19 protein-coding genes and 1 pseudogene are annotated in these 22299 nt (G+C 43.8%); 18 read left to right on the top strand and 2 right to left on the bottom strand.

Translation table 11 applies throughout. From position 1 onward, the window contains the following. Positions 1-25 precede the first annotated feature (25 nt). The 5 genes and pseudogenes from rmuC (at position 26) to ACLD6A_RS05410 (ending at position 5431) form a co-directional block, all read left to right on the top strand. Positions 26-1366: a DNA recombination protein RmuC gene (gene rmuC / locus ACLD6A_RS05430; protein ID WP_410313789.1), complete on the top strand. Its 1341-nt coding sequence runs from the start codon at positions 26-28 to the stop codon at positions 1364-1366. 57 nt (positions 1367-1423) lie between these two features. Further along, positions 1424-2269, top strand: a pseudogene (locus ACLD6A_RS05425) (hypothetical protein); the annotation flags it as partial. Between the two features lie 229 nt (positions 2270-2498). Continuing rightward, positions 2499-3305, top strand: a complete 807-nt coding sequence (locus ACLD6A_RS05420) for a TrmH family RNA methyltransferase (protein ID WP_410313788.1) — start codon at positions 2499-2501, stop codon at positions 3303-3305. A gap of 147 nt (positions 3306-3452) precedes the next feature. Then, on the top strand, positions 3453-4457 hold the full coding sequence (locus ACLD6A_RS05415; RefSeq protein WP_410313787.1) for an ATP-binding cassette domain-containing protein: 1005 nt from the start codon (positions 3453-3455) through the stop codon (positions 4455-4457). Then, positions 4454-5431, top strand: coding sequence for an ABC transporter permease subunit (locus ACLD6A_RS05410; protein ID WP_410313786.1), 978 nt, complete (start codon positions 4454-4456; stop codon positions 5429-5431). The genes ACLD6A_RS05415 and ACLD6A_RS05410 overlap by 4 nt, the downstream gene beginning before the upstream one ends. A 141-nt stretch (positions 5432-5572) precedes the next feature. On the opposite strand, the gene vly is transcribed toward ACLD6A_RS05410, so the two are convergent. Further along, entirely contained in the window at positions 5573-7123 is a 1551-nt protein-coding gene (vly, locus tag ACLD6A_RS05405) for a cholesterol-dependent cytolysin vaginolysin (RefSeq protein ID WP_004133995.1), read from the bottom strand. A 381-nt stretch (positions 7124-7504) separates the two neighbouring features. Here vly and gatC point away from each other — a divergent pair, with 381 nt between their 5' ends. The 7 genes from gatC to rho all read left to right on the top strand — a co-directional run bounded on the left by gatC (position 7505) and on the right by rho (position 16302). Next, a complete protein-coding gene (gene gatC / locus ACLD6A_RS05400; protein ID WP_004126322.1) occupies positions 7505-7801 on the top strand; it encodes an Asp-tRNA(Asn)/Glu-tRNA(Gln) amidotransferase subunit GatC in 297 nt (98 codons plus the stop codon). Between the two features lie 3 nt (positions 7802-7804). Then, the gene (gene gatA, locus ACLD6A_RS05395) at positions 7805-9346 is read left to right on the top strand and encodes an Asp-tRNA(Asn)/Glu-tRNA(Gln) amidotransferase subunit GatA (RefSeq protein ID WP_004126320.1); all 1542 of its coding nucleotides are present in this window, start codon (positions 7805-7807) and stop codon (positions 9344-9346) included. A 32-nt stretch (positions 9347-9378) separates the two neighbouring features. Further along, the gene (gene gatB / locus ACLD6A_RS05390; protein WP_004126318.1) at positions 9379-10878 is read left to right on the top strand and encodes an Asp-tRNA(Asn)/Glu-tRNA(Gln) amidotransferase subunit GatB; all 1500 of its coding nucleotides are present in this window, start codon (positions 9379-9381) and stop codon (positions 10876-10878) included. 252 nt (positions 10879-11130) lie between these two features. Beyond that, the gene (locus ACLD6A_RS05385) at positions 11131-12048 is read left to right on the top strand and encodes a GNAT family N-acetyltransferase (protein ID WP_410313785.1); all 918 of its coding nucleotides are present in this window, start codon (positions 11131-11133) and stop codon (positions 12046-12048) included. Next, entirely contained in the window at positions 12045-12359 is a 315-nt protein-coding gene (locus tag ACLD6A_RS05380; RefSeq protein WP_004105898.1) for a DUF2469 domain-containing protein, read from the top strand. The genes ACLD6A_RS05385 and ACLD6A_RS05380 overlap by 4 nt, the downstream gene beginning before the upstream one ends. Before the next feature lie 90 nt (positions 12360-12449). Continuing rightward, positions 12450-14069, top strand: a complete 1620-nt coding sequence (locus ACLD6A_RS05375) for an NAD(P)/FAD-dependent oxidoreductase (RefSeq protein WP_410313784.1) — start codon at positions 12450-12452, stop codon at positions 14067-14069. 298 nt (positions 14070-14367) lie between these two features. Beyond that, on the top strand, positions 14368-16302 hold the full coding sequence (gene rho / locus ACLD6A_RS05370) for a transcription termination factor Rho (protein ID WP_410313783.1): 1935 nt from the start codon (positions 14368-14370) through the stop codon (positions 16300-16302). Between the two features lie 133 nt (positions 16303-16435). Here rho and ACLD6A_RS05365 read toward each other — a convergent pair whose 3' ends face one another. After that, positions 16436-17641, bottom strand: a complete 1206-nt coding sequence (locus tag ACLD6A_RS05365; protein WP_004136489.1) for a pyridoxal phosphate-dependent aminotransferase — start codon at positions 17639-17641, stop codon at positions 16436-16438. 223 nt (positions 17642-17864) lie between these two features. Between ACLD6A_RS05365 and ACLD6A_RS05360 the strand changes: the two genes are divergently transcribed. From ACLD6A_RS05360 to ACLD6A_RS05335, 6 genes are all read left to right on the top strand, one after another. Beyond that, entirely contained in the window at positions 17865-18326 is a 462-nt protein-coding gene (locus tag ACLD6A_RS05360; protein WP_004126304.1) for an Lrp/AsnC family transcriptional regulator, read from the top strand. 20 nt (positions 18327-18346) lie between these two features. Continuing rightward, a complete protein-coding gene (locus ACLD6A_RS05355; protein WP_410313782.1) occupies positions 18347-18688 on the top strand; it encodes a chorismate mutase in 342 nt (113 codons plus the stop codon). 97 nt (positions 18689-18785) lie between these two features. Then, positions 18786-19841, top strand: coding sequence for a class II fructose-bisphosphate aldolase (gene fbaA / locus ACLD6A_RS05350; protein WP_004136484.1), 1056 nt, complete (start codon positions 18786-18788; stop codon positions 19839-19841). Positions 19842-19960: 119 nt separating this feature from the next. Further along, a complete protein-coding gene (locus ACLD6A_RS05345) occupies positions 19961-21262 on the top strand; it encodes an adenylosuccinate synthase (RefSeq protein ID WP_410313781.1) in 1302 nt (433 codons plus the stop codon). 96 nt (positions 21263-21358) lie between these two features. Continuing rightward, a complete protein-coding gene (locus tag ACLD6A_RS05340) occupies positions 21359-21862 on the top strand; it encodes a fluoride efflux transporter FluC (RefSeq protein ID WP_410313780.1) in 504 nt (167 codons plus the stop codon). Beyond that, the gene (locus ACLD6A_RS05335) at positions 21862-22272 is read left to right on the top strand and encodes a fluoride efflux transporter FluC (RefSeq protein ID WP_410296420.1); all 411 of its coding nucleotides are present in this window, start codon (positions 21862-21864) and stop codon (positions 22270-22272) included. The genes ACLD6A_RS05340 and ACLD6A_RS05335 overlap by 1 nt, the downstream gene beginning before the upstream one ends. Positions 22273-22299: the final 27 nt, after the last annotated feature.

Raw genomic sequence — 22299 nt, 5'->3', positions numbered from 1 at the left:
AACTCAATAGTGTTTAATAGAACGTATGTTCGATAATATTGTGATGCTTGTTTTAATGGTGGTTGCTATTGTAATCACCGCCATTGTTGTGCTGGCTATTGTTAAGCACAACTCTGGAACGCAAGGCGCTAATGGCGTAAACCAACGCGAATTTAACGAATTGCGCTCGCAGTATGAACAAGCGCGCGCTCAAGCTCAAGAAAATGGCAATCAGGCTATACGGTATCGCACGCAAGCAGAGCAGCTTGCTGAACGATTGAAATTTGTGGAGTCTGAGCTGTTAAAAGCGCAGCAAGCAGAACAATTGCGAGTGAATCGCGAAGAACAATTGCGTGCAGAGCGAGAAGAACGCGAACGATTAAATCGTGAAAAAACTTTGAAAGAGCAAGGTAAAGTCTTGGAAGCGCTTGCTCCAGTAAAAGACAATCTCGAAGCATTGAAGAATAAAGTTTCGCAGATTGAAGAAGGGCGTAAGCAAGAAATGGGTGTGCTGAGCACTCAGCTTAAAGGCCTAAGTGAGCAGCAAACAAGGCTTGACCGCGAAACAAGTTCGCTTTCTGCAGCATTGCGAAATAATAAGGTTCGCGGAGCTTGGGGCGAGGCTCAACTAAAGAATATTGTTGAATCTGCAGGCTTGCTTGAGCATGTTGATTTTGATACGCAGGTTGTTGTAACTGGAGTAAATGGCGAACAGCAGAGGCCAGATATGGTTGTGCATCTGCCAGGAGGCAAAACAATTCCAGTTGATGCAAAAGTTCCGTATGCGGATTATCAGCGCGCTTGCGAAATCCCAGATAACGCAAGTGACGAAGAATTAGCTAGAAGGAGCGAGCTTCTAAAAGCGCATGCTAAGGCTTTGCGAGAACACGTTAGAGTATTGGGAGCTAAAGCGTATTGGCAGGCTTTTGAAACAGCACCAGATTTTGTAGTTGCATTTATTCCAAACGAAGCATTGCTTCAGGCGGCTCTTGAAGCGGATCCAACGCTTATGGATGATGCTTTTGCGCAAAAAGTAGCACTCACTTCACCAGTTACTTTGTGGGCTGTGCTTAAGTCTGTTGCGTACGCATGGCAGCAGCAAAGTCTTACAGATGATGCAAAAGAACTTTTCGATTTATCTCGAGAATTATATGATCGCTTTGCGGTTCTTGGGGAAAATGCTTCAAAACTTGGCGTATCTTTGGCAAGAACAGTTGCAGCTTACAATAAGTTTGCTTCCTCACTTGAGTCTAGAGTGTTGGTAACAGCGCGTAAACTTCAGAAGTTAGATCAAAGTAAAGTTATTGCTTCAATAGATCTTATAGATTCCGATAAAGCTGATGTTAAAGAGCTGAGCGCTCCGGAAGTATCAGTAGAAGATCGTTAAGCATAAAAACATTAAAGCATCAAAAATTGAAGAACTCTAACGCTAAGGAGTGCAAAAATGGCAGAATTACAAGAGGAACGCGCGGAACTTAAACGCATGCTTTGTGCGGATATGAGTGCGAAACCATTTAGCGAACTGTTTTCTGTTACTTTTAATCAGCGCGGCTCTAAGCTGGTTGGCGATGTTCTTTTTGACGCAATTGAGAAAGCTGGGTATTCGTTAGAACGCGATGTTGATGCTGTTGGCGCGCTAACTGCTGCTGCAGTGCCGATGGTTTTTGCGCTTATTCATGCTGCAGAACGTAAAGGAATTGCACTCGACGGCTTTGTTATGGATTTTGTTTTTCCTGCAACAAAAGGCCCGTCAGTTAAAGGCAAGCGAGTGCTGTTGCTTGACTCTTGGCTTTCTGAAAAATCGTATGTTCAAACTTCTTCGCTTGTGACTTTACGACACGGAAATGAATTAAGTCTTGATTTTGGCATTGTTAATCAGCAAGGCGCGCAAATTCTTGCTATAGTTGCATTAATTGGTGGTGTTGACGCCGACGAAGAAGGCATGAGGCATCTTCAATTAGTAAATCCAATAAGTGAGGAGAGTACTAAAATGGCATTTGTTCAAGCTTTCGATGAAGAAGAATTACGTGCAGATGCAGAACACGAAGATTGCTGCAACGATCATTGCTGTGGCGGTCATTGTGAGGTTAAATGCACTGGCGATTGCGCTAACGATGGTTGCACTGAGCCTTGCTGCGAGGATAACTGCTGCGGTGGCCATTGTGAGGTTAAATGCACTGGCGATTGCGCTAACGATGGTTGCACTGAGCCTTGCTGCGAGGATAACTGCTGCGGTGGCCATTGCAAAGTAGAGTGCACTGGTGATTGCAAGCATGACGGTTGCACTGAGCCTTGCTGCGAGGATAACTGCTGTGGCGGCCATTGCAAAGTAGAGTGCACTGGTGATTGCGCTAACGATGGTTGCACTGAGCCATGCTGCGAAGATAACTGCTGTGGCGGTCACTGCAAGTCAGGTTGCACAGGCGATTGCGCAACTGATGGCTGCCAAGACTAGTTGCAAAGACTAGCTGCCAAGCCTCAATCGCAAATTAATACTTTAATTGGAGCAAAACTTATACATGCACGAACCGAATCCAATTACTTTGGCTGCAAAAGCTTCCGATGAGCCAGAATTCCGACCTATAGGAGTTGGCCCGTGGGAAGAAGAGCATCCAGGTGAGCCTCGTCCAGATAATCCAGAATCGCCAAATTACGATGCGCGGTTTAGCACTGAATTACTAGACGAAGGCGACCAGCGTAACGTCCTAGACCGCTACCGGTACTGGAAAGTAGAAGCCATAAAAGCGGATCTCGATTCTAAAGGCCGTCATGAATTTGAAGTAGCTGTAGAAAATTGGACTCACGATTTCAACATAGGCTCTATGGTTCGCACTGCAAACGCATTTACTGCGAAAAAAGTGTATATCGTAGGGCCTCATAAATGGAATCGTAAAGGCTCGTTAATGACTGAGCTTTACCAATACGTTGAGTGCTGTCCAACTATTGAAACTCTAGTAAATAATTGGCGCGAAAATATAGCACGAGAAACAGAAGAAGCGCATCAACTTTTGCTTAAAGCGCAAGCAGAAGGCAATAAAGAAGCAGAAAAAATCGCAAATATCAAGGAACAAGACGCTAAAAACGCTCGCGTTATAGCGCTCGATATCATTCCAGGCGCTGTTGCTATGGAAAGCTACAAGTTCCCTAAACGTTGCCTTATGCTTTTTGGCGCGGAAGGTCCGGGTCTTTCTAAAAAAGCACTAGAAATGGCAGATGATGTTGTTTATATTTCGCAATTTGGCTCTGTTCGCTCGCTAAACGCAGGAGCCGCTGCGGCTGTTTCCATGCACGCGTGGATTGCGCAACATGCAGCACCAAATTGCTGAATCTTAATAAAATATTAATTAAAATTTCAGCAGCAAAATTTCAGCAGCAAAATTTCAACAAAAATATTAATCAAAACGCAATAGCCTGTACTCATAAACGCTTACATTTAATCTATATTTTTTTTTTATTTGTGATATTGTTAAGTTATGTTAGAATTCCAACATATTACAAAGCGTTTCGGCGCAAAAACAGCGCTTAACGACGTTTCTTTCGTCGCCGAAGACGGTAAAGTCACGGGCTTTTTAGGTCCTAATGGCGCTGGTAAATCTACTACCATGCGTTGTGCGTTAAATCTTATTCATGCCAATAGTGGTACTTCTCTTATTGACGGAAAACCTTACGCAAAAATCGCATCCCCAATGACAGAAGTTGGCGCAGTTCTTGACGCAAAGTCTGCCCACAGAGGTCGTTCCGCTTACAATCACTTGTATTCATTGGCTTTAACTCACGGAATATCAAAAAAGCGCGTTGACGAAGTGATTGATATTACTGGTTTAACTAGTGTAAAAACCCGCAAAGCAGGTTCGTTCTCGCTTGGCATGAGCCAGCGTCTTTCGATTGCTGCAGCACTTTTAGCAGATCCGCACAATCTCATTTTGGATGAGCCAATTAACGGATTAGACCCAGAAGGCGTTAAGTGGGTTCGTGAATTATGCAAGTATTACGCAAGTCAAGGCAGAGCAATTCTGCTTAGTTCGCACTTAATGAGCGAAGTTGCGCTTACTGCAGATAACCTTGTGATTATTGCGCATGGCGAAATTTTGGAGCGCACAACAGTTAAAGACTTTGTTGACGCTCATTCGCAGCACGCTGTGCGACTTGTAACGCCAGAAGGCGAAAAACTAAAGTCTGTGCTTGCTCAAAATCATCCTGAATGCAAGATTTTGTCGTGTAATCGCACTCCACAAGACGTTCAAGAAGGCGAACTTTTTAAGGTAACAGGTTGTGAGCTTAATCAACTTGCTCGCGAAATTGCAGATAATCAAATTCTGGTATATCAGCTAAATCAAGAGCATGCATCGCTTGAGGAAGCATATTTGGCTCTTACGCATGGGCAAGAGCAGTATGTGACTAGGACTATTCCTTCCGGAAACTTAAATCCTGCTGAGCAAAGCGTAGCTCAATTTAATAATCAGGGGAGTGCAAAATGAGTGAGCAAGTAGCAAATCAGCAAGTGCAATTGGCTGAATCTAACGCACGCCAATCCAACGCATACAAGACTGGCCGCAGTATGAACGCGCAACACTTGCGTTTAACATTTATGCACACGCTTAAATCTGAAATTGTTAAGTTGCGTGGGCTTGCATCTACGTGGTGGTGCATGGCATTGACTATTGTTTTGCCAGTAATTTTTAGCTTTATAATCGCGCTTGTGCAAAAAGCAATGTCTAAAGTTGACATTAAGAATGGAGCAAGTCAAAGTAAATCAAGCGCTGCAATTACTGTTGGGCCGAGCAATAAAAGTGACCTTATTGCATCTCAAGAAAGCATTTTCCGCTTGGTCATTAGCTTTGCTTCTATATCTTTGATTGTTTTGGCGATTTTTGCAGTGCTTGCTGTAACCGCGGAACATTCTACGACTTCAGTTCAGGCTTCTCTTACGGCTGTACCTAAAAGGGGTATGTTCTTTACTGCTAAGTTTATTGCTGTTGCAATCTATGTTTTTGTAGCCCAACTTATTGCAATGGCAGTTTCTTTAGCTGCTGCAGAATTAGCTTTTATGGGAGATAACATTTCCGGATTATCTGGAAGCAACGTGTGGAAATTGCCGCTTACTCTGTTCCTTGGCTCTCCTGCAATTATGGTTGTTGTGGCAGCAATGGCCTACGGTTTTGGCATGATTTGCAAGTCAACTGCTGGCGGAATTATGTGCGTTATTGGAGCCGTGATGATTCTGCAGGCCATTGTTAGCATTATTATGGTTGCAAGCAATTTAGCGAAGTGGACTTCAACACTTATGCAGCTTTTGCCAGGCAAGGCTGTGAGCCAATTCTTAGGAACGGGCGAACTACTTCCACCAAACGCATATGTTTTTACATGGTGGCAGTCCGGTTTAGTGGTCCTCGCTTGGGGTGTAGTTATGTACGCAATTGGCTACGTAATTGAAAAGCATCGCGATATTTAAATATTCTGCAAATAATATTTAAATAATATTTAGCAAACAATAAGGGCTTTATCTCGTAACTGGCTACAAGATAAAGCCCTTTTTTGTATTCATTTATCTTTAATTATAAATTAAATTATTCTTATTAAATTATAGGAAAAATCAATCGTTCTTCACAGTTTCAGCAACGCGTGGCCACAAGGTTGTGCCCCAGTTCTTGATTGTGCGCTGGCGAACCAGTGGCAAATCGGAACGGTCATACACTGTACGCCATGGCTCCCAAGCCAAGCCGGTCTTTTCAACAAGCTTGATGCGAAGATTGCGCACATTGCCCTTGAACTGAATAGTTGTGTTGAAGTGAGCTGTACGATACTTGCCGTTGCCTTCCCAAGCGCGAGAACGCACGTAAGGAGTGCCGTCAATTTCGGTGCCGTACTCATCCCAGTAGATGTAGTAGCGAGCTACGTAAGCTCCACGGTGATCCAAAGTCAAGTAGCCGTCGCGGTAGGAAGAAACCTTGGTTTCAACGTAATCGCTATTGGTTTGCAAAGTTGCTACTTCGTTATCCTTGACGAAGGAAGTGGTGTAAGCAATTGGAACTGCTGGGCTGGAGGTGCTCAAATTTGCGCCTTCCTGAATCAAAGCCTTCAACGTGTCGATGTTGCCGGTAATAACCTTGGCTGCACCGTTTGCGCTGCCACCGAGAATTACAGCAGTTACAGAAGTGTTCTGCAAAATGCGGTGGAACTCGGTATTTGGCTTGATTTCAACACCCTTGATTGCAGCTTCAACAGCAGCCTGGAAATCGGTGCTCTTGCTGCGGGTGTCGAACTTTACGTACATTGAACGGCCGTAAGCTACGTTGGACACATATACTGGTGGACGCTTGCTGTCTACTCCGCGGCTCTTCAAGCTTTCTGGCGTAGTGCATGGTGCGAAGAAGTCAGCTGGGCTGTCTGGTGCATCAACGCTTACGGTGTAGTAGGTCTGCTTGAAGTTCACAATTTGAGTCTGCTTTTCGCCCTTGTGCACAGCATCGAAATCAATCTTCAGCGGAACACCAATCTTGGCGAAATCAGCACCAAACTTTGCCTTGAGCTGGTTCATGCTTTGTGCGCTTGCAGAATCGTACTGCATGCGAGCAGCAACATGATGGCTTGCAGCATACTGTGCATTCCACTTGGAAACTAAGCCGTTCACTGCGGAAGTTACAGAGCTCTTGGTTGGGCGCTGAACAGTTACAGCACTTTCGCCGCCGTGGAAGCCTGGCAAATCAACGCTCAACGTGATTGGAGCGCGGTTTGCGGAAATTAGGCTTGGCATATTGTCCATCAAATTCTTATCAGCGCGGAAAAGAGCACCTGGGTATACGCGATCATCGTTGGCGGAAGTAACCGACAAGTTTGAAGTTGTATTTGTGATGTTCTTCTTCTGATGCTCAACAACAACGAATTCATCGCCCTTGTTGAAGCTATCGCTAGAGAATTTGTTGTCGATGGTTTCGCCATGACGGGCGAGAATGTTTGTTTTATCGTATTGCAAATCCCACAAATAATTATTCAACGAGTCCTTCTTGGCTGCGCAAGATGTGGCTGGTTCAGAATCCTTAGCGGAAGGAGCGGCCATTGCTGGTGCTGCTAAGCATTGTGGAATAATAGTTGCGCCCGCGAGCAACAACATTGCTGCATTACGGTAGAACTTTGAGTTCTTCATATGTGTCCTTCGATTTTTATTAGATTATTTTTATTAGATTATTTCGATGAGATGCTGAAATTCATATGCTTCAATGCATAACGTGCCTCAGTGCATTAGTTTTTAGCGTCTCACAAAACACGATTATTACACACTTTTTATTTATGCGATAATCTCTTAAAAAATTTTTTTATTTTGAAAACAATACTTTAAATATCGTTGAAATATCAACAATTTTTGGTTACGTCGTTTTTGCTTATGCGGCGTGTTGATATAGCAATTGCTGCAAATTTTGAAATTTTATATGCGTAATAATTTTGTGAAAACGCGCACGTGCAGTATGTGGATATAATAGATTTTTTCAGCTTTGAAAGGTCACGCATCACACATATAGTTGGGGTTATGCCTACATTCACACGAGAAGAAATTGAGCATTTGGGTGTTCTTTCCCAGATTGCTTTAAGCGACGAGGAAATTAGTCGCTTGCAAGGCGAATTAAACGTCATTGCAGAATCTATTAACAAGGTGCAGGAAGTTGCTGGCGAAGATGTGCCACCTACTGCAAATCCAGTGCCTCTGGAAGCTTATTTGCGCCCTGATGTACCTGCTACACCATTAACTCAAGAAGAAGCGCTTTCTGGTGCGCCTAAGAGTGAGTCTGGCATGTTTGTAGCACCTCGCATTTTAGGGGAGGAATAAAACATGACTAATACTCAAGATTTAGTAAAGCTTTCTGCTGCTCAAATGGCAGAAGCTGTAAAAGCTAAAGAAGTTTCTAGCCGTGAGCTTGTTGAAGCTCACTTGGCAGTGATTGAATCTGCTGAGCCAGAAATCAAGGCATTCTTGCATGTTTCTGCAGATATTGCACTCGAGCAAGCAGATGCTTTTGATAAAAAGAACGCTAATGGCGAGACTGAAGATTTGCCTGAGCTTGCAGGCGTTCCAATTGCCATTAAAGACATGATTGTCACTAAAGGCATTCCAACCACTGCAGCATCCAAGATTCTTGAAGGCTGGGTTCCACCTTACGACGCTACAGTTATTGAAAAGCTCAAAGCAGCTGGTATGCCAATTCTCGGCAAGACTAATTTGGATGAGTTTGCTCAAGGTTCTTCTACCGAGCATTCTGCCTACCAAACCACTTGCAACCCTTGGGATACCGAGCGTGTTCCTGGCGGTTCCGGCGGCGGTTCTGCAGCTGCTGTTGCTGCATTCGAAGCCCCTATTGCTTTGGGTACAGATACTGGTGGCTCTATTCGTCAGCCAGGTGCTTTAACTGGTACAGTCGGCGCAAAGCCAACTTACGGTGGTGTTAGCCGTTTTGGTGCAATTGCCATGGCAAGTTCCTTGGATCAGATTGGTCCTGTTTCTCGTACCGTTCTTGACTCTGCGCTTTTGCAGGAGATTATTGGCGGCAACGATAGGCGCGATTCCACTTCGATTCCAGCTCCTGTTCCTCCAATGGCTCAGGCTGCACGCGAAGGCGCTCGCCGAGATTTGAAGGGCTTGAAGGTTGGTTTGGTTAAGGAGCTTAGTGGCGATGGCTTCCAGCCAGGCGTTGAAGCTCGCTTTAATGAGGCGGTGCAGCTGCTTAAGGATATGGGTGCAGAGGTTACGGAAGTTTCCTGCCCTCACTTCCCTTATTCTTTGGCTGCTTACTACATTATTATGCCTTCCGAAGTTAGCTCCAACTTGGCTCGCTACGACGGCATGCGCTACGGTTTGCGCGTAATGCCGCCAGCAGACAAGCCTCAGACGGCCGCAAATATGATGGCTGCAACTCGTGAAGCTGGTTTCGGTGACGAAGTAAAGCGCCGTATTATTCTCGGTACTTACGCACTTTCTGCAGGTTATTACGATGCATGGTATGGTTCTGCTCAAAAGGTTCGCACCCTTATTATTCGCGATTTTGAAGAAGCATTTAATAAGGTAGATGTTCTTGTCTCTCCAACAAGCCCTACAACGGCATTTAAGTTTGGCGAAAAGATGAACGATCCGCTTTCCATGTACATGAACGATATTGCTACGATTCCTGCAAACATGGCTGGCGTTCCAGCTTTGAGCCTTCCAGCTGGCTTAAGCGACGATGGTCTGCCTGTTGGTATTCAGATTATTGCTCCGCAATGCCATGATGAGAAGATGTACAAGCCTGCAGCAGCGTTGGAAGCTGCTCTTGAAGAGCAGTGGGGCGGTCCAATCTGGAAGTCGCTTAAGGCTGGCTGGCTCGATTCATTGGCTAAGTAAAGTGAAGTAAAGCTTAAGTAAGAAGGATTCTCATGGCTGAAAAACTTATGAAATACGCCGATGCTGTTGAGCAGTTTGATCCAGTATTCGGTTTGGAAACGCACGTTGAGCTTTGCACTCGTACGAAGCTGTTTTGCCCAGCGGAAGTATCTTTTGGTGGCGAGCCAAATACTCAGCTAACTCCTGTAAGCCTTGGTTTGCCAGGCTCTTTGCCAGTTGTAAACAAGACTGCAGTTGATTACGCGATTAAGCTCGGTTTGGCATTGCATTGCGAAATCGCTGAGTGGAGCCAGTTCGCTCGTAAGAACTACTTCTACCCAGATATGCCTCGCGATTATCAGATTTCCCAGTACGATAAGCCTACTAACGGCAACGGTTACTTGGATGTTGAGCTCGAAGATGGCACCGTGTTTCGCGTGCCGATTGAGCGCGCTCATATTGAGGATGATGCTGGTAAGAATACTCACGTTGGTGGTGCTGACGGCCGTATTGAAGGCGCAAATCATTCTTTGGTTGATTACAATCGCGCAGGCGTGCCTTTAATCGAGATTGTAACTAAGCCAATCGAAGGTGCGGGTAGCCGCGCTCCAGAAATTGCTGGTGCCTATATGCGCGCAATCCGCGATATTGTTCGCGCCCTCAACATTTCCCACGCTCGCATGGAGCAGGGCAATATGCGCGCTGACGTGAACGTTTCACTCCGCAAAAATCCGACCGATCCGTTCGGCACTCGTTCCGAAACTAAGAATGTGAACACATTCCGCGGAATCGAAAAGACACTGCAATATGAGATTCGTCGTCAGGCTGCTATTTTGAGCGAAGGCGGCGAGATTTTGCAGGAAACCCGCCACTGGGATGAAGCAACTCAGACCACTGCTGGCGGTCGTGTGAAGTCCGACGCCGACGATTATCGCTACTTCCCAGATCCTGATTTGGTTATGCTTCACATCACTAAAGAGCATATTGAGCGCATGAAGGCCGAGATGCCAGAAATGCCTCGCGAGCGCCGTAACCGTTTGCAAAGCGAATGGGGCATTAGCGATCTTGAAATGCGAGATATTTTGAACGCAGATGCTCTTGATTTGGTTGAAGAAACCGTTAAAGCTGGCGCAACTGCAGCAGGCGCTAAGAAGTGGTGGCTTGGTGAGCTTGCTCGCGAAGCAAACACTCGTGGTGTGACTTTGGAAGAATTGCCTATTACTCCAGAAGATGTGGCTGAAGTTGAAAAGCTGATTGCAGACGGTAAGCTTAACGATAAGCTCGCTAAGCAAACTGTTGCTTGCGTTTTGGCTGGCGAGGGCAAGCCTGATGAAGTTGTTAATAAGCACGGATTCAAGGTTATGAACGATGACGGCGCTTTGGAAGCCGCTGTTGACGCTGCTCTTGCAGCCGATCCTGAAGTCGCAGAAAAGCTTAAGGCAGGCAATATGAAGCCGATGGGCGCGATTATTGGTGCTGTTATGCGCGCAACTAAAGGTCAGGCAGACGCTAAGGCTGTTACTAAGATCGTTATGGCAAAAATCAAGGGCTGAAAAACCAAAAGCTAAAAAATTTAATATTTGATAACGCTAATGTATAAGCGCAAAAGCGTAATCAATATCAAAAAGTAAGTGCTGCGTACTTGCTGCATAATCAAATCAGATTTGTTTGTGTAGCAGGTGCGCAGAATTTGCTATTTAGAAATATCGTGACGCATTTTTCGTCTTCTGGATTATCATATATTATGCGACATGAGAATTATGCGAAGGGCTTAATACTCAAAGGCACAATACAAGTAGGTGACTATGCAACAAACCAATGATGGTGTGAACAACTCTCGCGAGTTACCAAAATCTATAGTAATCCCTCCAATTCGTGGAGAAATGGCGCATCTTCGCCCAGCAACATGCGATGATTTACAGCGTATGGATGAGCTTTGCGCATATGATAACGCTTCGGTTATTACCGGAAAAGATTCTCAATCTGAGCGATCTATGGTTCATGCGTGGGTTGAGCGTTCTGTTCAGTGGTCTAATGACGGTTTTGCTGTTGAAAAAGCTGCTGAATCATGTCGTTTTGCTGGGGATATACAATCTCGTCCTACAATTGCTTGGGCTATAGTTCCAGATGTTTTAGATGATGTTAAGAATACTTCTGGTGCGATTATTGGTATGATTTTCCTTATTGACATAGATGGGTGGTCTCGTTCTGCGCGTATTCAAGTTGTACTTGGCAAGGATTATCGCGGACGTGGCTATTCGCGCGATGCTATGCCTCGAGTGATGACTTACGGTTTTGCTTCAGAGCCAGTAGGTTTAGGATTACATCGTATTTGGGTTGGTGTTCCTGCTACGAATACTCGCTCGCTTTCTGTATATCAATCTCTTGGTTTTGCACAAACCGGTACTGCGCGCGATGCTTTGTGGGATGCGCAAAATCAAAAGTATCAAGATTTTGTTGTTATGGATACGATTGCAGATGAGTACGATGCAATTCGTTCTCTTGATGCGTTTGGTCTGCATGTTATAGAGGAAAATCCGGGTGTAGTTGAAGCATTGAGCGCACACGAGCACTCTGTGGCTATACCGGTGCGTCGTGATAATCTTGATGAAGAATGGCCTTATAATGCAAATAACACCGAAGGTAGTTCTTCAAAAAGAGCTTGGTGGCGCATTATAGGTCGCGGTCGTAAACGTAACACCAATACGGAAGGGAAGCAATGAGCGCCGAAGATCTCGACAATTATGAAACTGATGCTGAACTTGCGTTGTATAAAGAATATCGTGATGTTATTAAGCTTTTTACGTACGTTGTAGAAACAGAACGCCGATTCTATTTGGCAAATAAGGTTGATTTCAACGTGCGTTCGGCCGGCCAAGACGTTTATTTCGACGTTCAACTTACAGATGCGTGGGTTTGGGATGTTTATAGGCCTTCGCGTTTTGTTAAAAATGTGCGAATAGTGACTTTTAAGGATGTTAATGTTGAAGAAGTGCAGAAAACAGACATTGATATTCCGGAATCTATCGCGTGATAAGCGTATGCTCAATAAAGATATATAGAAATTTTACCTAGCACAAAATGTGTTTTTGTAAAAATTGATGTATTAAGGTATGGAGGACAAGTGACGGATACACAATCCCCAAAGAAATCTGTTGTGATTATTGGCGGCGGTCCGGCAGGGTTGACGGCAGCCTGGGAGCTCGTTAAAGATGGCGGTTCTAGTCGCTATGACGTAACGCTGCTCGAAGCAACGCGTGAATTTGGTGGTATTTCGCGTACTGTAAAGTACAACGGTAATCGTATGGATATTGGCGGTCACCGTTTCTTCTCGAAGGATGATCGCATTATGCAGTGGTGGCGTGAAATGTTGCCGTTGCAGGGTGCGCCTTCATACGATGATAAGAAGCTTGGTCGTCACCATGACTTGGAACCAGGCGGTCCTGATCCTGAAGTTGAAGACGAAGTTATGTTGAAGCGCCATCGCGTTTCGCGCATTTTCTGGAATCATCATTTCTTCGATTATCCGATTTCTCTTTCCGCAGCCACCTTGCGCTCTATGGGCTTTATTTTGACGATGAAGGTTGGTTTTAGCTACTTGTGGTCTATGATTCACAAGTTACCAGAAACTAATCTTGAAAACTTCTACATTAATCGTTTTGGTAAGAAGCTTTATTCAATGTTCTTTGAGGGTTATACCGAGAAGCTTTGGGGTAGGCATCCAAGCCAGATTTCTGCAGATTGGGGTGCTCAGCGCGTTAAGGGTTTGAGCATTGTCGAAGTTTTGAAGAATGCTTTTTCTAAGCTTTTCCCTAAGAAAAATGGTAAGAAGAAGGAAGTAGAAACTTCTTTAATTGAGGAATTCTGGTATCCAAAGCTTGGCCCTGGTCAATTGTGGGAAACTGTTGAACGCCGCTGCCGTGAAAATGGTGCTACAGTTCGTACAGATGCTAAGGTTGTTGCTATTAAGCAGTCTGATGGCAAGATTTCAAGCGTTGTTATTGAAGATGCCAACGGTGAACGTTCTGAATTGCATGCTGACGAGTTTGTTTCTTCTATGCCTATTAAAGATCTGGTTGCAGCTCTTGAGCAGGGTGCAAATGGTGACAAAAAGGCTGAAGTTCCAGCAGAAATGCAACGTGTTGCCAAAGGTTTGCCTTATCGCGATTTTGTGACTGTAGGTTTGCTTGTTAAGCGTGTTCGTCTGCGTAATACTACTACTATTCCAACGCTTGGTAATCCTCCTATTGTTCCTGATTGCTGGATTTATGTGCAGGATCCTGGTTACAAGGTTGGCCGTCTGCAAATCTTCAACAACTGGAGTCCTTATCTTGTTAAAGATGTTGACAACACTGTTTGGATTGGTCTTGAGTACTTCTGCGAAGAAGGCGACGACTTCTGGAATATGAGTGATGAAGACGCTCGTAAGATGGCTATCGATGAATTAACTCGCATGCAGGTTATTAATGGCGAAGAAGATGTTCTTGATTCCCATCGTGAGCGTGTTCCAAAGGCTTACCCAGCTTACTTTGACACTTATGCACAAATGCCTGAGTTGATTAAGTACTTGGATAGCTTCGGCAACTTGTATTGCGTTGGTCGAAACGGACAGCATCGTTATAATAACCAGGATCATTCCATGGCTACTGCAATCGAAGCTGTAGAAAATATTCACACTGGCGCAGAGTCTAAAGCAAATGTGTGGTCTGTAAATACTGAAAAGTCTTATCACGAAAAGAAGTAGTAAGTATTTATAAATAACTTAAGTAAAAATTAAGCTAAAAGTAGCGTCAATAGTAGTGGCATAGTCCATTATTATTGGCGCTTTTTTATTAGAATATTCAGTTTATAATTTAAAAAATAATTAGACTTGCTGGCGCGTCGCGGTTTGCAGCGTCGTAGAGCTGTAGTAGCATACATAATGTTCGTGGTTGTGTACATTGTTATGTAATAATCATGAGTTCGTGACGGATTTTTCCGTAATCTTCCATACAAAGGCTTACCGGTAGTATATTCCGTGTGAGTTAGGGAAAGGTAAAATTGTGGCAACAAGCCAAAATCTTGAGAAAATGAAGCTCTCAGAATTGAAAGATCTTGCGAAGCAAATGGGTTTGCGCGGCACTTCGACCATGCGTAAGCCTGAATTGTTAGCTACATTGAATGCGGCACGCAATGGGGGAGAAGCGCCTGCCGGTGTAAGTGTTCGCACGCCTTACAATTCTACGAGTGCAAGTAAGTCTGCAGATACTCGTGCAGATAATGAAGAAGTTCGTTCGTTGAGCGACGATAAAGACTTAGAAGCGTTGGAAAACTTAGTGCCAAATGCAACTAATGATCGTCGTAGGCGCGACGAAGATTTTGGATCTAAGAATTATCGACGAGATAACAATCGTAATTCTTCTTTCCAGCGTCGTCGTGTAAATGATGAGCGCGATAACAATCGTGATCGTCGCGCAGAAGGAGTAGATTCGCGCGATTTAGATCAGATTTTGGCAACTTTGCCAGGAGATGAATCTCGTTCTGAAGGCGAATCTCGTCGACAGCGTGGAGCTTCTCGTGATTTTGATCGAGAAGAGCAAGATAATAAGTCGGAGCGTTTCCAGCGTCGCATGCGTGGCCGCGGTAGAGATTATGAGGATGATCGAGAGGATTATTCTGATCACGATGATCGTCAAGATCGTTCTGATCGTCAAGATCGTTCTGACCGCCAGGATCGTAAAGATCGCTCTGAGCGCAATTCTCGTTTAGATCGCGATAATCGTGAGAGCCGCGAAGAGCGCGATTCTCGAGAATCTCGCCGCGAAGAGCCTCAGGAAGATCTTGTTCCAGTCGCAGGTATTGTTGATGTGCTCGAATCTTATGCATTTGTGCGCACTTCTGGCTACCTTCCAGGGCCAAATGACGTGTATGTTTCAATGAGCCAAATTAAAAAGTATGGTTTGCGCAAGGGCGATGCTGTGCAAGGCTCTATTCGTGCACCTCGCGAGGGTGATCGTAGAAATCAGCGTCAGAAGTTTGTTCCGTTGCAAACTGTTAATAGTATCAATGGAATGAGTGTTGAAGAAGCTCAGAATCGTCCGCAATTTGCTAAGCTTACGCCGCTGTACCCTAATGAGCGCTTACGCCAAGAAACTACTGCTAATCGTATGCTTGGTCGTGTTATTGATTTGGTTGCGCCAATCGGTAAGGGTCAGCGCGGTTTGATTGTGTCTCCTCCAAAAGCTGGCAAGACTATTACTCTGCAAAATATTGCTAACGCTATTACTACGAACAATCCTGAAGTGCATTTGATGGTTGTTCTTGTAGATGAGCGTCCAGAAGAAGTTACGGATATGGAGCGTACGGTTCAGGGTGAAGTGATTTCTTCAACGTTTGACCGTCCTGCTTCCGACCATACTACAGTTGCAGAGCTTGCAATTGAGCGTGCTAAGCGTTTAGTTGAGCTTGGCCAGGATGTTGTTGTTTTGCTTGATTCTATGACTCGTTTGGCTCGTGCATACAACATCGCTGCTCCTGCTTCTGGACGTATTCTTTCTGGTGGTGTTGATGCTCAGGCGTTGTACCCACCAAAGAAGTTCTTTGGTGCTGCTCGAAATATTGAAGACGGCGGCTCTTTGACGATTATTTCTTCCGCTCTGGTTGAAACTGGATCTAAGATGGATGAGGTTATTTTCGAAGAGTTCAAGGGCACTGGCAACATGGAATTGCGTTTGAGCCGCGACTTGGCAGATAAGCGTCTGTTCCCTGCTGTAGATATTAATGCTTCTGGAACTCGTCGCGAGGAATTGATTACTCCGGCTAACGAACTTCCTATTATCTACCGTTTGCGTCGCCTATTTGGCGGTCTTGAGCCTGAGCAAGCGTATCAGACTTTGATTCCTCGCTTAAAGAAGACTGCTTCAAACCGTGATTTTTTGGCTGCTATTGTTCAGCAAGCAAACGGTTCTTCAAATACTTCTGCGCCAACTGCTGCTTAAGTGATTTGAGTGTTATTTTTAAGTTTGTAAGCTGAAAAATAACAGAATAAATAATTTTGCGCACAATCTTAAGAATTTATCCTAGGATTGTGCGCTTTTATTTATTGCTTTTATTTATTGCTTTTAATTGTTTTTACGCATTATTAGCAGCCTGCTGCTCAAGCGCAAACTTTCGCATGCGAGCCACAGCTTCCTTAAGTTCTTCCGATTTTCCAGCGTAAGAAAGTCGCACAAATCCGCTTCCTTCTTTTCCGAAAGCTTCTCCCGGAACAACAGCAACTTTTTCTTCTTCCAAAAGTCTTCTGCTGAATTCTTTGGAAGTTAATCCAGTTGGGCGAACGTCGACAAAAACGTAGAAAGCTCCTTGTGGCTCAATAAGTTTTAGTGCGTCGCAATCTTGTAATGCGTTAAGTACCAGATTTCGTTTTTCACGGTATTCTTCACGCATTTGACGAACATGATCTTGAGGTCCGGTAAGAGCAGCAACTCCGCCGTATTGTGCAGTCGAATTGACGGAAGAGTGTATCATTTCCGCAATTTTACTGCTTTGCTCAATAACGTTAGCTGGTGCAAGAATATAGCCGATTCTCCAGCCGGTCATTGCGTAAGTTTTAGACAAACTTTCTACAATAATGGTTCTATCTTTCATTCCTTCAACTGCTGCAATAGATGGCGCTACAGCATCTCCTGCAGGTTCTGTGTCAGGGTCACTTGCGAATACAAATGGATGATACACTTCGTCAGAAATTACCCACAAATCAAATTCTTTACATAATTCTGCTACTTCTGCAAGTTCTTCGGCTGTAGTTACTGCGCCAGTTGGGTTGCAAGGTGAGTTGATAATAATAGCTTTAGTTCGTGGAGTAATTGCTTTGCGTATTTCTTCAGCATTAACATGCATTCCATGTTCAGGTTTAAGGGCAACTGTTACAGGAGTTGCGTCGCACATTAACACTTCTGCATCATAAGAAGTGAAGTATGGGGAAGGAATAATTACTTCGTCGCCCGGATCAATTACTGCTTTAATAGCTAAATATAAACCAATTGTAGCGCCGTCAACTGCTTGAATTTCAGTATCGGCGTCATAAACTAAGCCTTTTACTCTCTTTGTGTAATCAACTGCGGCTTTGCGGAATTCTGGAATTCCTAAAACGTCGGTATATTTTGTTTTTCCGGCTTCAATAGATTCGCAAGCTGCTTTAACAATATGATTGGAAGCAGTTTCGCCAGGCTCTCCTAGGCAGAGCGAAATAGCATCAGGGATTTGTTCTACGCGGTCAAATACGTCACGAATACCAGATCTAGGTATTGAGATTGCGTGTTCTGCTACAACAGCCATATTATCTCCCTCTACTCTTTCGACAATAAATATTATTATTTAGTTTATATTTTTTATTATTTTTCCACAAAAAAACTGAATAAAGCAAGGTGTAAAAAAATTTTTTATATTATTTTGTTCTTTTTCTGTAAAAAATAAGGTAACATAGGTATTGCTGCCTGCCGGCGCTAGCATAAATCCGACTATAATTCTCGTTCAGCGTCGATTAGAGAATGGAGAAAATATGACAGGAAGTTCCCGTAAAGTTGAAGGCGCTTTGCCAATGGATTCAACCGATGGAGTTATTGTAGATATTCTCGAGCATGATGGTCGTGCTACGTTAACGCGTTTAGCAAAGGCTTCAGGATTATCTGTTTCTGCCGTGCAGTCGCGTGTTCAAAAGCTTGAGCGCAAGGGTGTTATTACTGGTTATCGTGCGCTTATTGATTACGAGCGTCGTGGCTTGCCAGTTAGTGCATTCGTGTCAGTTACTCCGCTTGATTTTGGTAAGGAAGCAACAATTCCTACAAAGTTGCGCGATATTCCTGGTATTGAAGCGTGCTATTCCGTCACAGGAAGCCCAAGTTTTATGCTGGTAGTTCGTGTTGCAACGCCAAGTAAGTTGGAAGAGCTAATCAATACTATTCATCGCATTGTGCCAGTAAGTACGGAAACCACAATGGTTTTGCAGACTTATTTTGATTAAAGTTTTGTATAAATCATATTATGTGTGATTTTTCTGAAACGACAATTAATCCGAGCAATACTTCATTAAATAAAAGTTGTGAAGATGCTGCGGATAAGATTTTAACGCTGCGCAAATCGATTGATAATATTGACGGTGCGATTATTGCGCTTCTAGCGGAACGTTTTAAGACTACTAATCGCATTGGTGAGCTTAAAGCTAAAGCTAAATTTGCTCCTTTGGATTCTAAGCGTGAGCAGGAGCAGGTTCAGCGTCTGCTAAATCTTTCTGCTGCTGCTGGCTTAGATGAATCAATCGCATTGCAATATCACAAATTTGTAGTTACAGAAGCTAAAAAGCGTCATCAAAAGATGCAGTTGTAACTTAAAGCGTTTTAGATAGTAAGTTATTAGAACAGCTTTTGTAACACTTTTGTGTATTTGTGTAGCTTTGTGAATTATAAAGGCGGATAATACAAGTATGACTATTGCAACCGTTGAACGTTACGCGCATATGCTTGATGCTGCAAGTCGAGGTGGCTACGCGTATCCTGCTATTAATGTTACAAGTACTCAAACGCTTAATGCGGCTCTTCAAGGTTTTGCGCAAGCTGAGTCTGATGGCATTATTCAGGTTTCTGTTGGCGGTTCGGCTTATTTTTCTGGACAGTGCGTAAATAATCGCGTTGTTGGCTCTCTTGCGTTTGCTGCTTTTGCGCATGAAGTTGCATCTCAGTATCCAAATATTACTATTGCTCTTCATACCGATCACTGTGCAGAGGCTTATCTTGACGACTGGATTCGACCGCTTTTAGCTAAAGAAGCAGAGCAAGTAAAAAAGGGGGCAGAGCCTCTTTTCCAATCGCATATGTGGGATGGTTCAACAGTTAATTTGCAACATAATTTAGATGTTGCAGAAGAGTTACTTGACGCTTCGCAAAAGGCTCGCACAATTCTTGAAATTGAAATTGGTGCGGTTGGTGGAGAAGAAGATGGGCATCGTGCCGATATTGACGAGCGCCTATATTCTACGCCTGAAGATGCTTTACGCGTTGTAAAAAAGCTTGGTTTGGGAGAGCGCGGAAGATATATGGCAGCGTTTACTTTTGGCAATGTTCACGGAGCATATAAGCCTGGCGTTGTAAAGTTACGTCCGCAATTGTTGCAAGAAATCCAACAAACTGTGTACGAAGAATATAAAGATACTTGCGATACTCGTACATTTGGCGCATCTAAAAAGCCTTTCCTGCTGGTATTCCACGGAGGATCTGGTTCTACTGCTCAAGAAATTGCAGAAGCTGTGCGTTACGGCGTAGTTAAAATGAATATTGATACGGATACGCAATATGCTTTTACTCGCGCTATTGCAGGACACATGTTTAGCAATTACGATTCTGTTCTTAAAATAGATGGCGAAGTTGGAGAAAAGAAACTTTACGATCCTCGTTCTTGGGGTCGTGAAGCTGAAAAAGCCATGGCTCAACGCGTGGTAGAAGCTTGTGTGCAGCTTGGCTCTGCTGGTAAAGCATTGAAATAGTTAGCTTTCATACTTAAAAGATTTTTCTTACCTCTTAATCGGTAGGGGCGTAGCGATAATCTTGTCAGGTAGGATTGTGCAAATTTGGGCAACGTTAGCCCAAAAAATGGAGGTGCGGCATGCCTGGTATTGTGCTTATTGGCGCTCAATGGGGTGACGAAGGTAAAGGTAAAGCAACAGATTTAATTGGATCTAAAGTTGATATTGTCGCACGTTTTAATGGTGGCAACAATGCTGGTCATACCGTTGTAGTTGGAGATAAGTCTTACGCGCTGCATTTGCTTCCAAGCGGCATTATTAGCCCTAATGTAACTCCTGTAATTGGCAACGGCGTTGTTGTTGATCCGGAAGTTTTGTTTGAAGAGATTGATGCTTTGGAATCTCGTGGAGTTGATTGCTCGCGTTTGCTGGTAAGCGAAGCTGCGCACATTATTACGCCGTATCATCGCGTAATAGATAAGGTTACAGAGCGTTTCCTTGGAAAGCACAAAATTGGTACAACCGGTCGCGGTATTGGACCTACTTATGCGGATAAAATTAATCGCGTCGGAATTCGCGTACACGATTTATTTAATGCTGAGCATTTGCGTGACAAAGTTGAGGCGAGCTTGCATCAAAAGAATCAGATGCTTGTGAAGCTTTATAATCAGCATCCTATTGATATTGACGCTGTAACTGCCCAGCTTGTTGAGCTCGGTAAGCGTTTGAAGCCTTATGTTGCTGACACTTCGCTAGTTTTGAATAAGGCAATGGATGAAGGCAAAACCGTTCTGTTCGAAGGCGGACAAGCAACAATGCTTGACGTTGACCACGGCACCTACCCATTCGTTACTTCTTCGAATCCTACTGCTGGCGGCGCTTGCACAGGTACGGGCGTTGGTCCAACTCGCATTACTCGCGTAATTGGTGTTGCTAAGGCTTATATCACTCGTGTCGGTGAAGGCCCATTCCCAACTGAGCTTTTGGATGAGCAGGGCGATTGGTTGCGTGAGCAAGGCCATGAATATGGTGTTACAACAGGCCGTCCTCGTCGCTGCGGTTGGTTTGATTCTGTAGTAAGCCGTTACGCAACTCGCGTAAATGGTTTAACAGATATTGTTCTTACCAAGCTTGATGTTTTAACAGGCTTGAAGGAAATCCCAGTTTGTGTAGCTTACGACGTGACTTTGGCAGATGGAACTTGCAAGCGCGTGGAAGAAATGCCTGTGGACCAGTCTCTATTTGCTTGTGCAAAGCCAGTTTATGAGATGGTTCCTGGTTGGAGCGAGGATATTTCTCAAATTCACAAGTTTGAAGACTTGCCTCAGAATACTCAGAATTACGTGAAGCGTTTGGAAGAGCTTTCTAATTGCCGTATTTCTGCCATTGGCACTGGCCCGCAGCGAGATCACATTATTAGTGTTCACTCTCTGATCGACTGAAATTGTTTATTGGCTGATGATTAACTTAACAAAACGGCACTTCTCAATTGAGAGTGTCGTTTTGGTTTATGCAAAGAGTTTTGTAAAAGAGTGCAAATGAGTAAAACAAGCGAGAAAAATTGCAAAAATAGCCGCCGCTTATACCTTTTAGTTTTTATTGGTGGCACTTTAGGAGCATTTGTGCGTGGGCTAATTTCTTCCTACGCGCCTTTAATTTACCCGGTAAATCTACAATCTTCTATATTTGGTCAGCTTACTTTAGGCACTTTCTTGTCTAATATGATTGCTTGCTTTATTTTCGCTCTTGTTACTGCAATATCTGTTAAAGCGTTATCTAAAGAAAAGCAAACTTTTTATAAATATGCTTTAGGAACGGGCTTTTGCGGCGGATTGTCAACTATGTCTACTTTCGCATTTGAAAGTGCAGTGTCTTTTGTTACTCCGCGCATGACGTTTGCTATTTTGGGTATGGTTCTTTCCTTAATATTTGGCGTTTTTATGGCGTTTTTTGGCAGTTGGCTTGGAACGGGAATTGCAAAGCGCATTAATAGCAAGCAAGAGCAAACTGTTCAAGAAGATAATACTAAGGCGGTGAAGTGATGAATCCATTGTACGTTTTTACTATATTTGTTTTGCCTTGCTTCTTTGGCGGTTTGGGTGCTGTTTTAAGATGCGCAATGACTAAAAAAATTTCTGCAAGCCATGATAGTAGAATTCCTGTTGCAACGCTGTTTATCAATTGTGTAGCCTCGTTTGCTTTAGGAGTTGTTGCTAATGTTTTTATGGTTGCGGTAACAATTTTTGGCGCTAATTTTATTTATTTGATGATTTTGGGATTCTTGGGTGGATTTTCCACGTTTTCTACCGCAATTTTTGAAGGTGTGGATCTTATTCAAGGAAAGCGCATAAAAGATGGCATTTTTCTACTTTGCGCGGAGCTTATTGCGCCATTTTTGTCTGCTTCTATTGGTTATGTTGCTTTGCAAATTTTGTTATTCCAAATATTTTAGTATTTAAAAGTTAAGTTTTGCGCGCAG

The sequence above is a fragment of the Gardnerella sp. Marseille-Q9691 genome, assembly GCF_046507715.1.
Classification (GTDB): Bacteria; Actinomycetota; Actinomycetes; order Actinomycetales; family Bifidobacteriaceae; genus Bifidobacterium; species Bifidobacterium greenwoodii.
The sequence above is the reverse complement of the archived record's forward strand: the minus strand, read 5'-3'. Positions and strand labels throughout refer to the sequence as shown.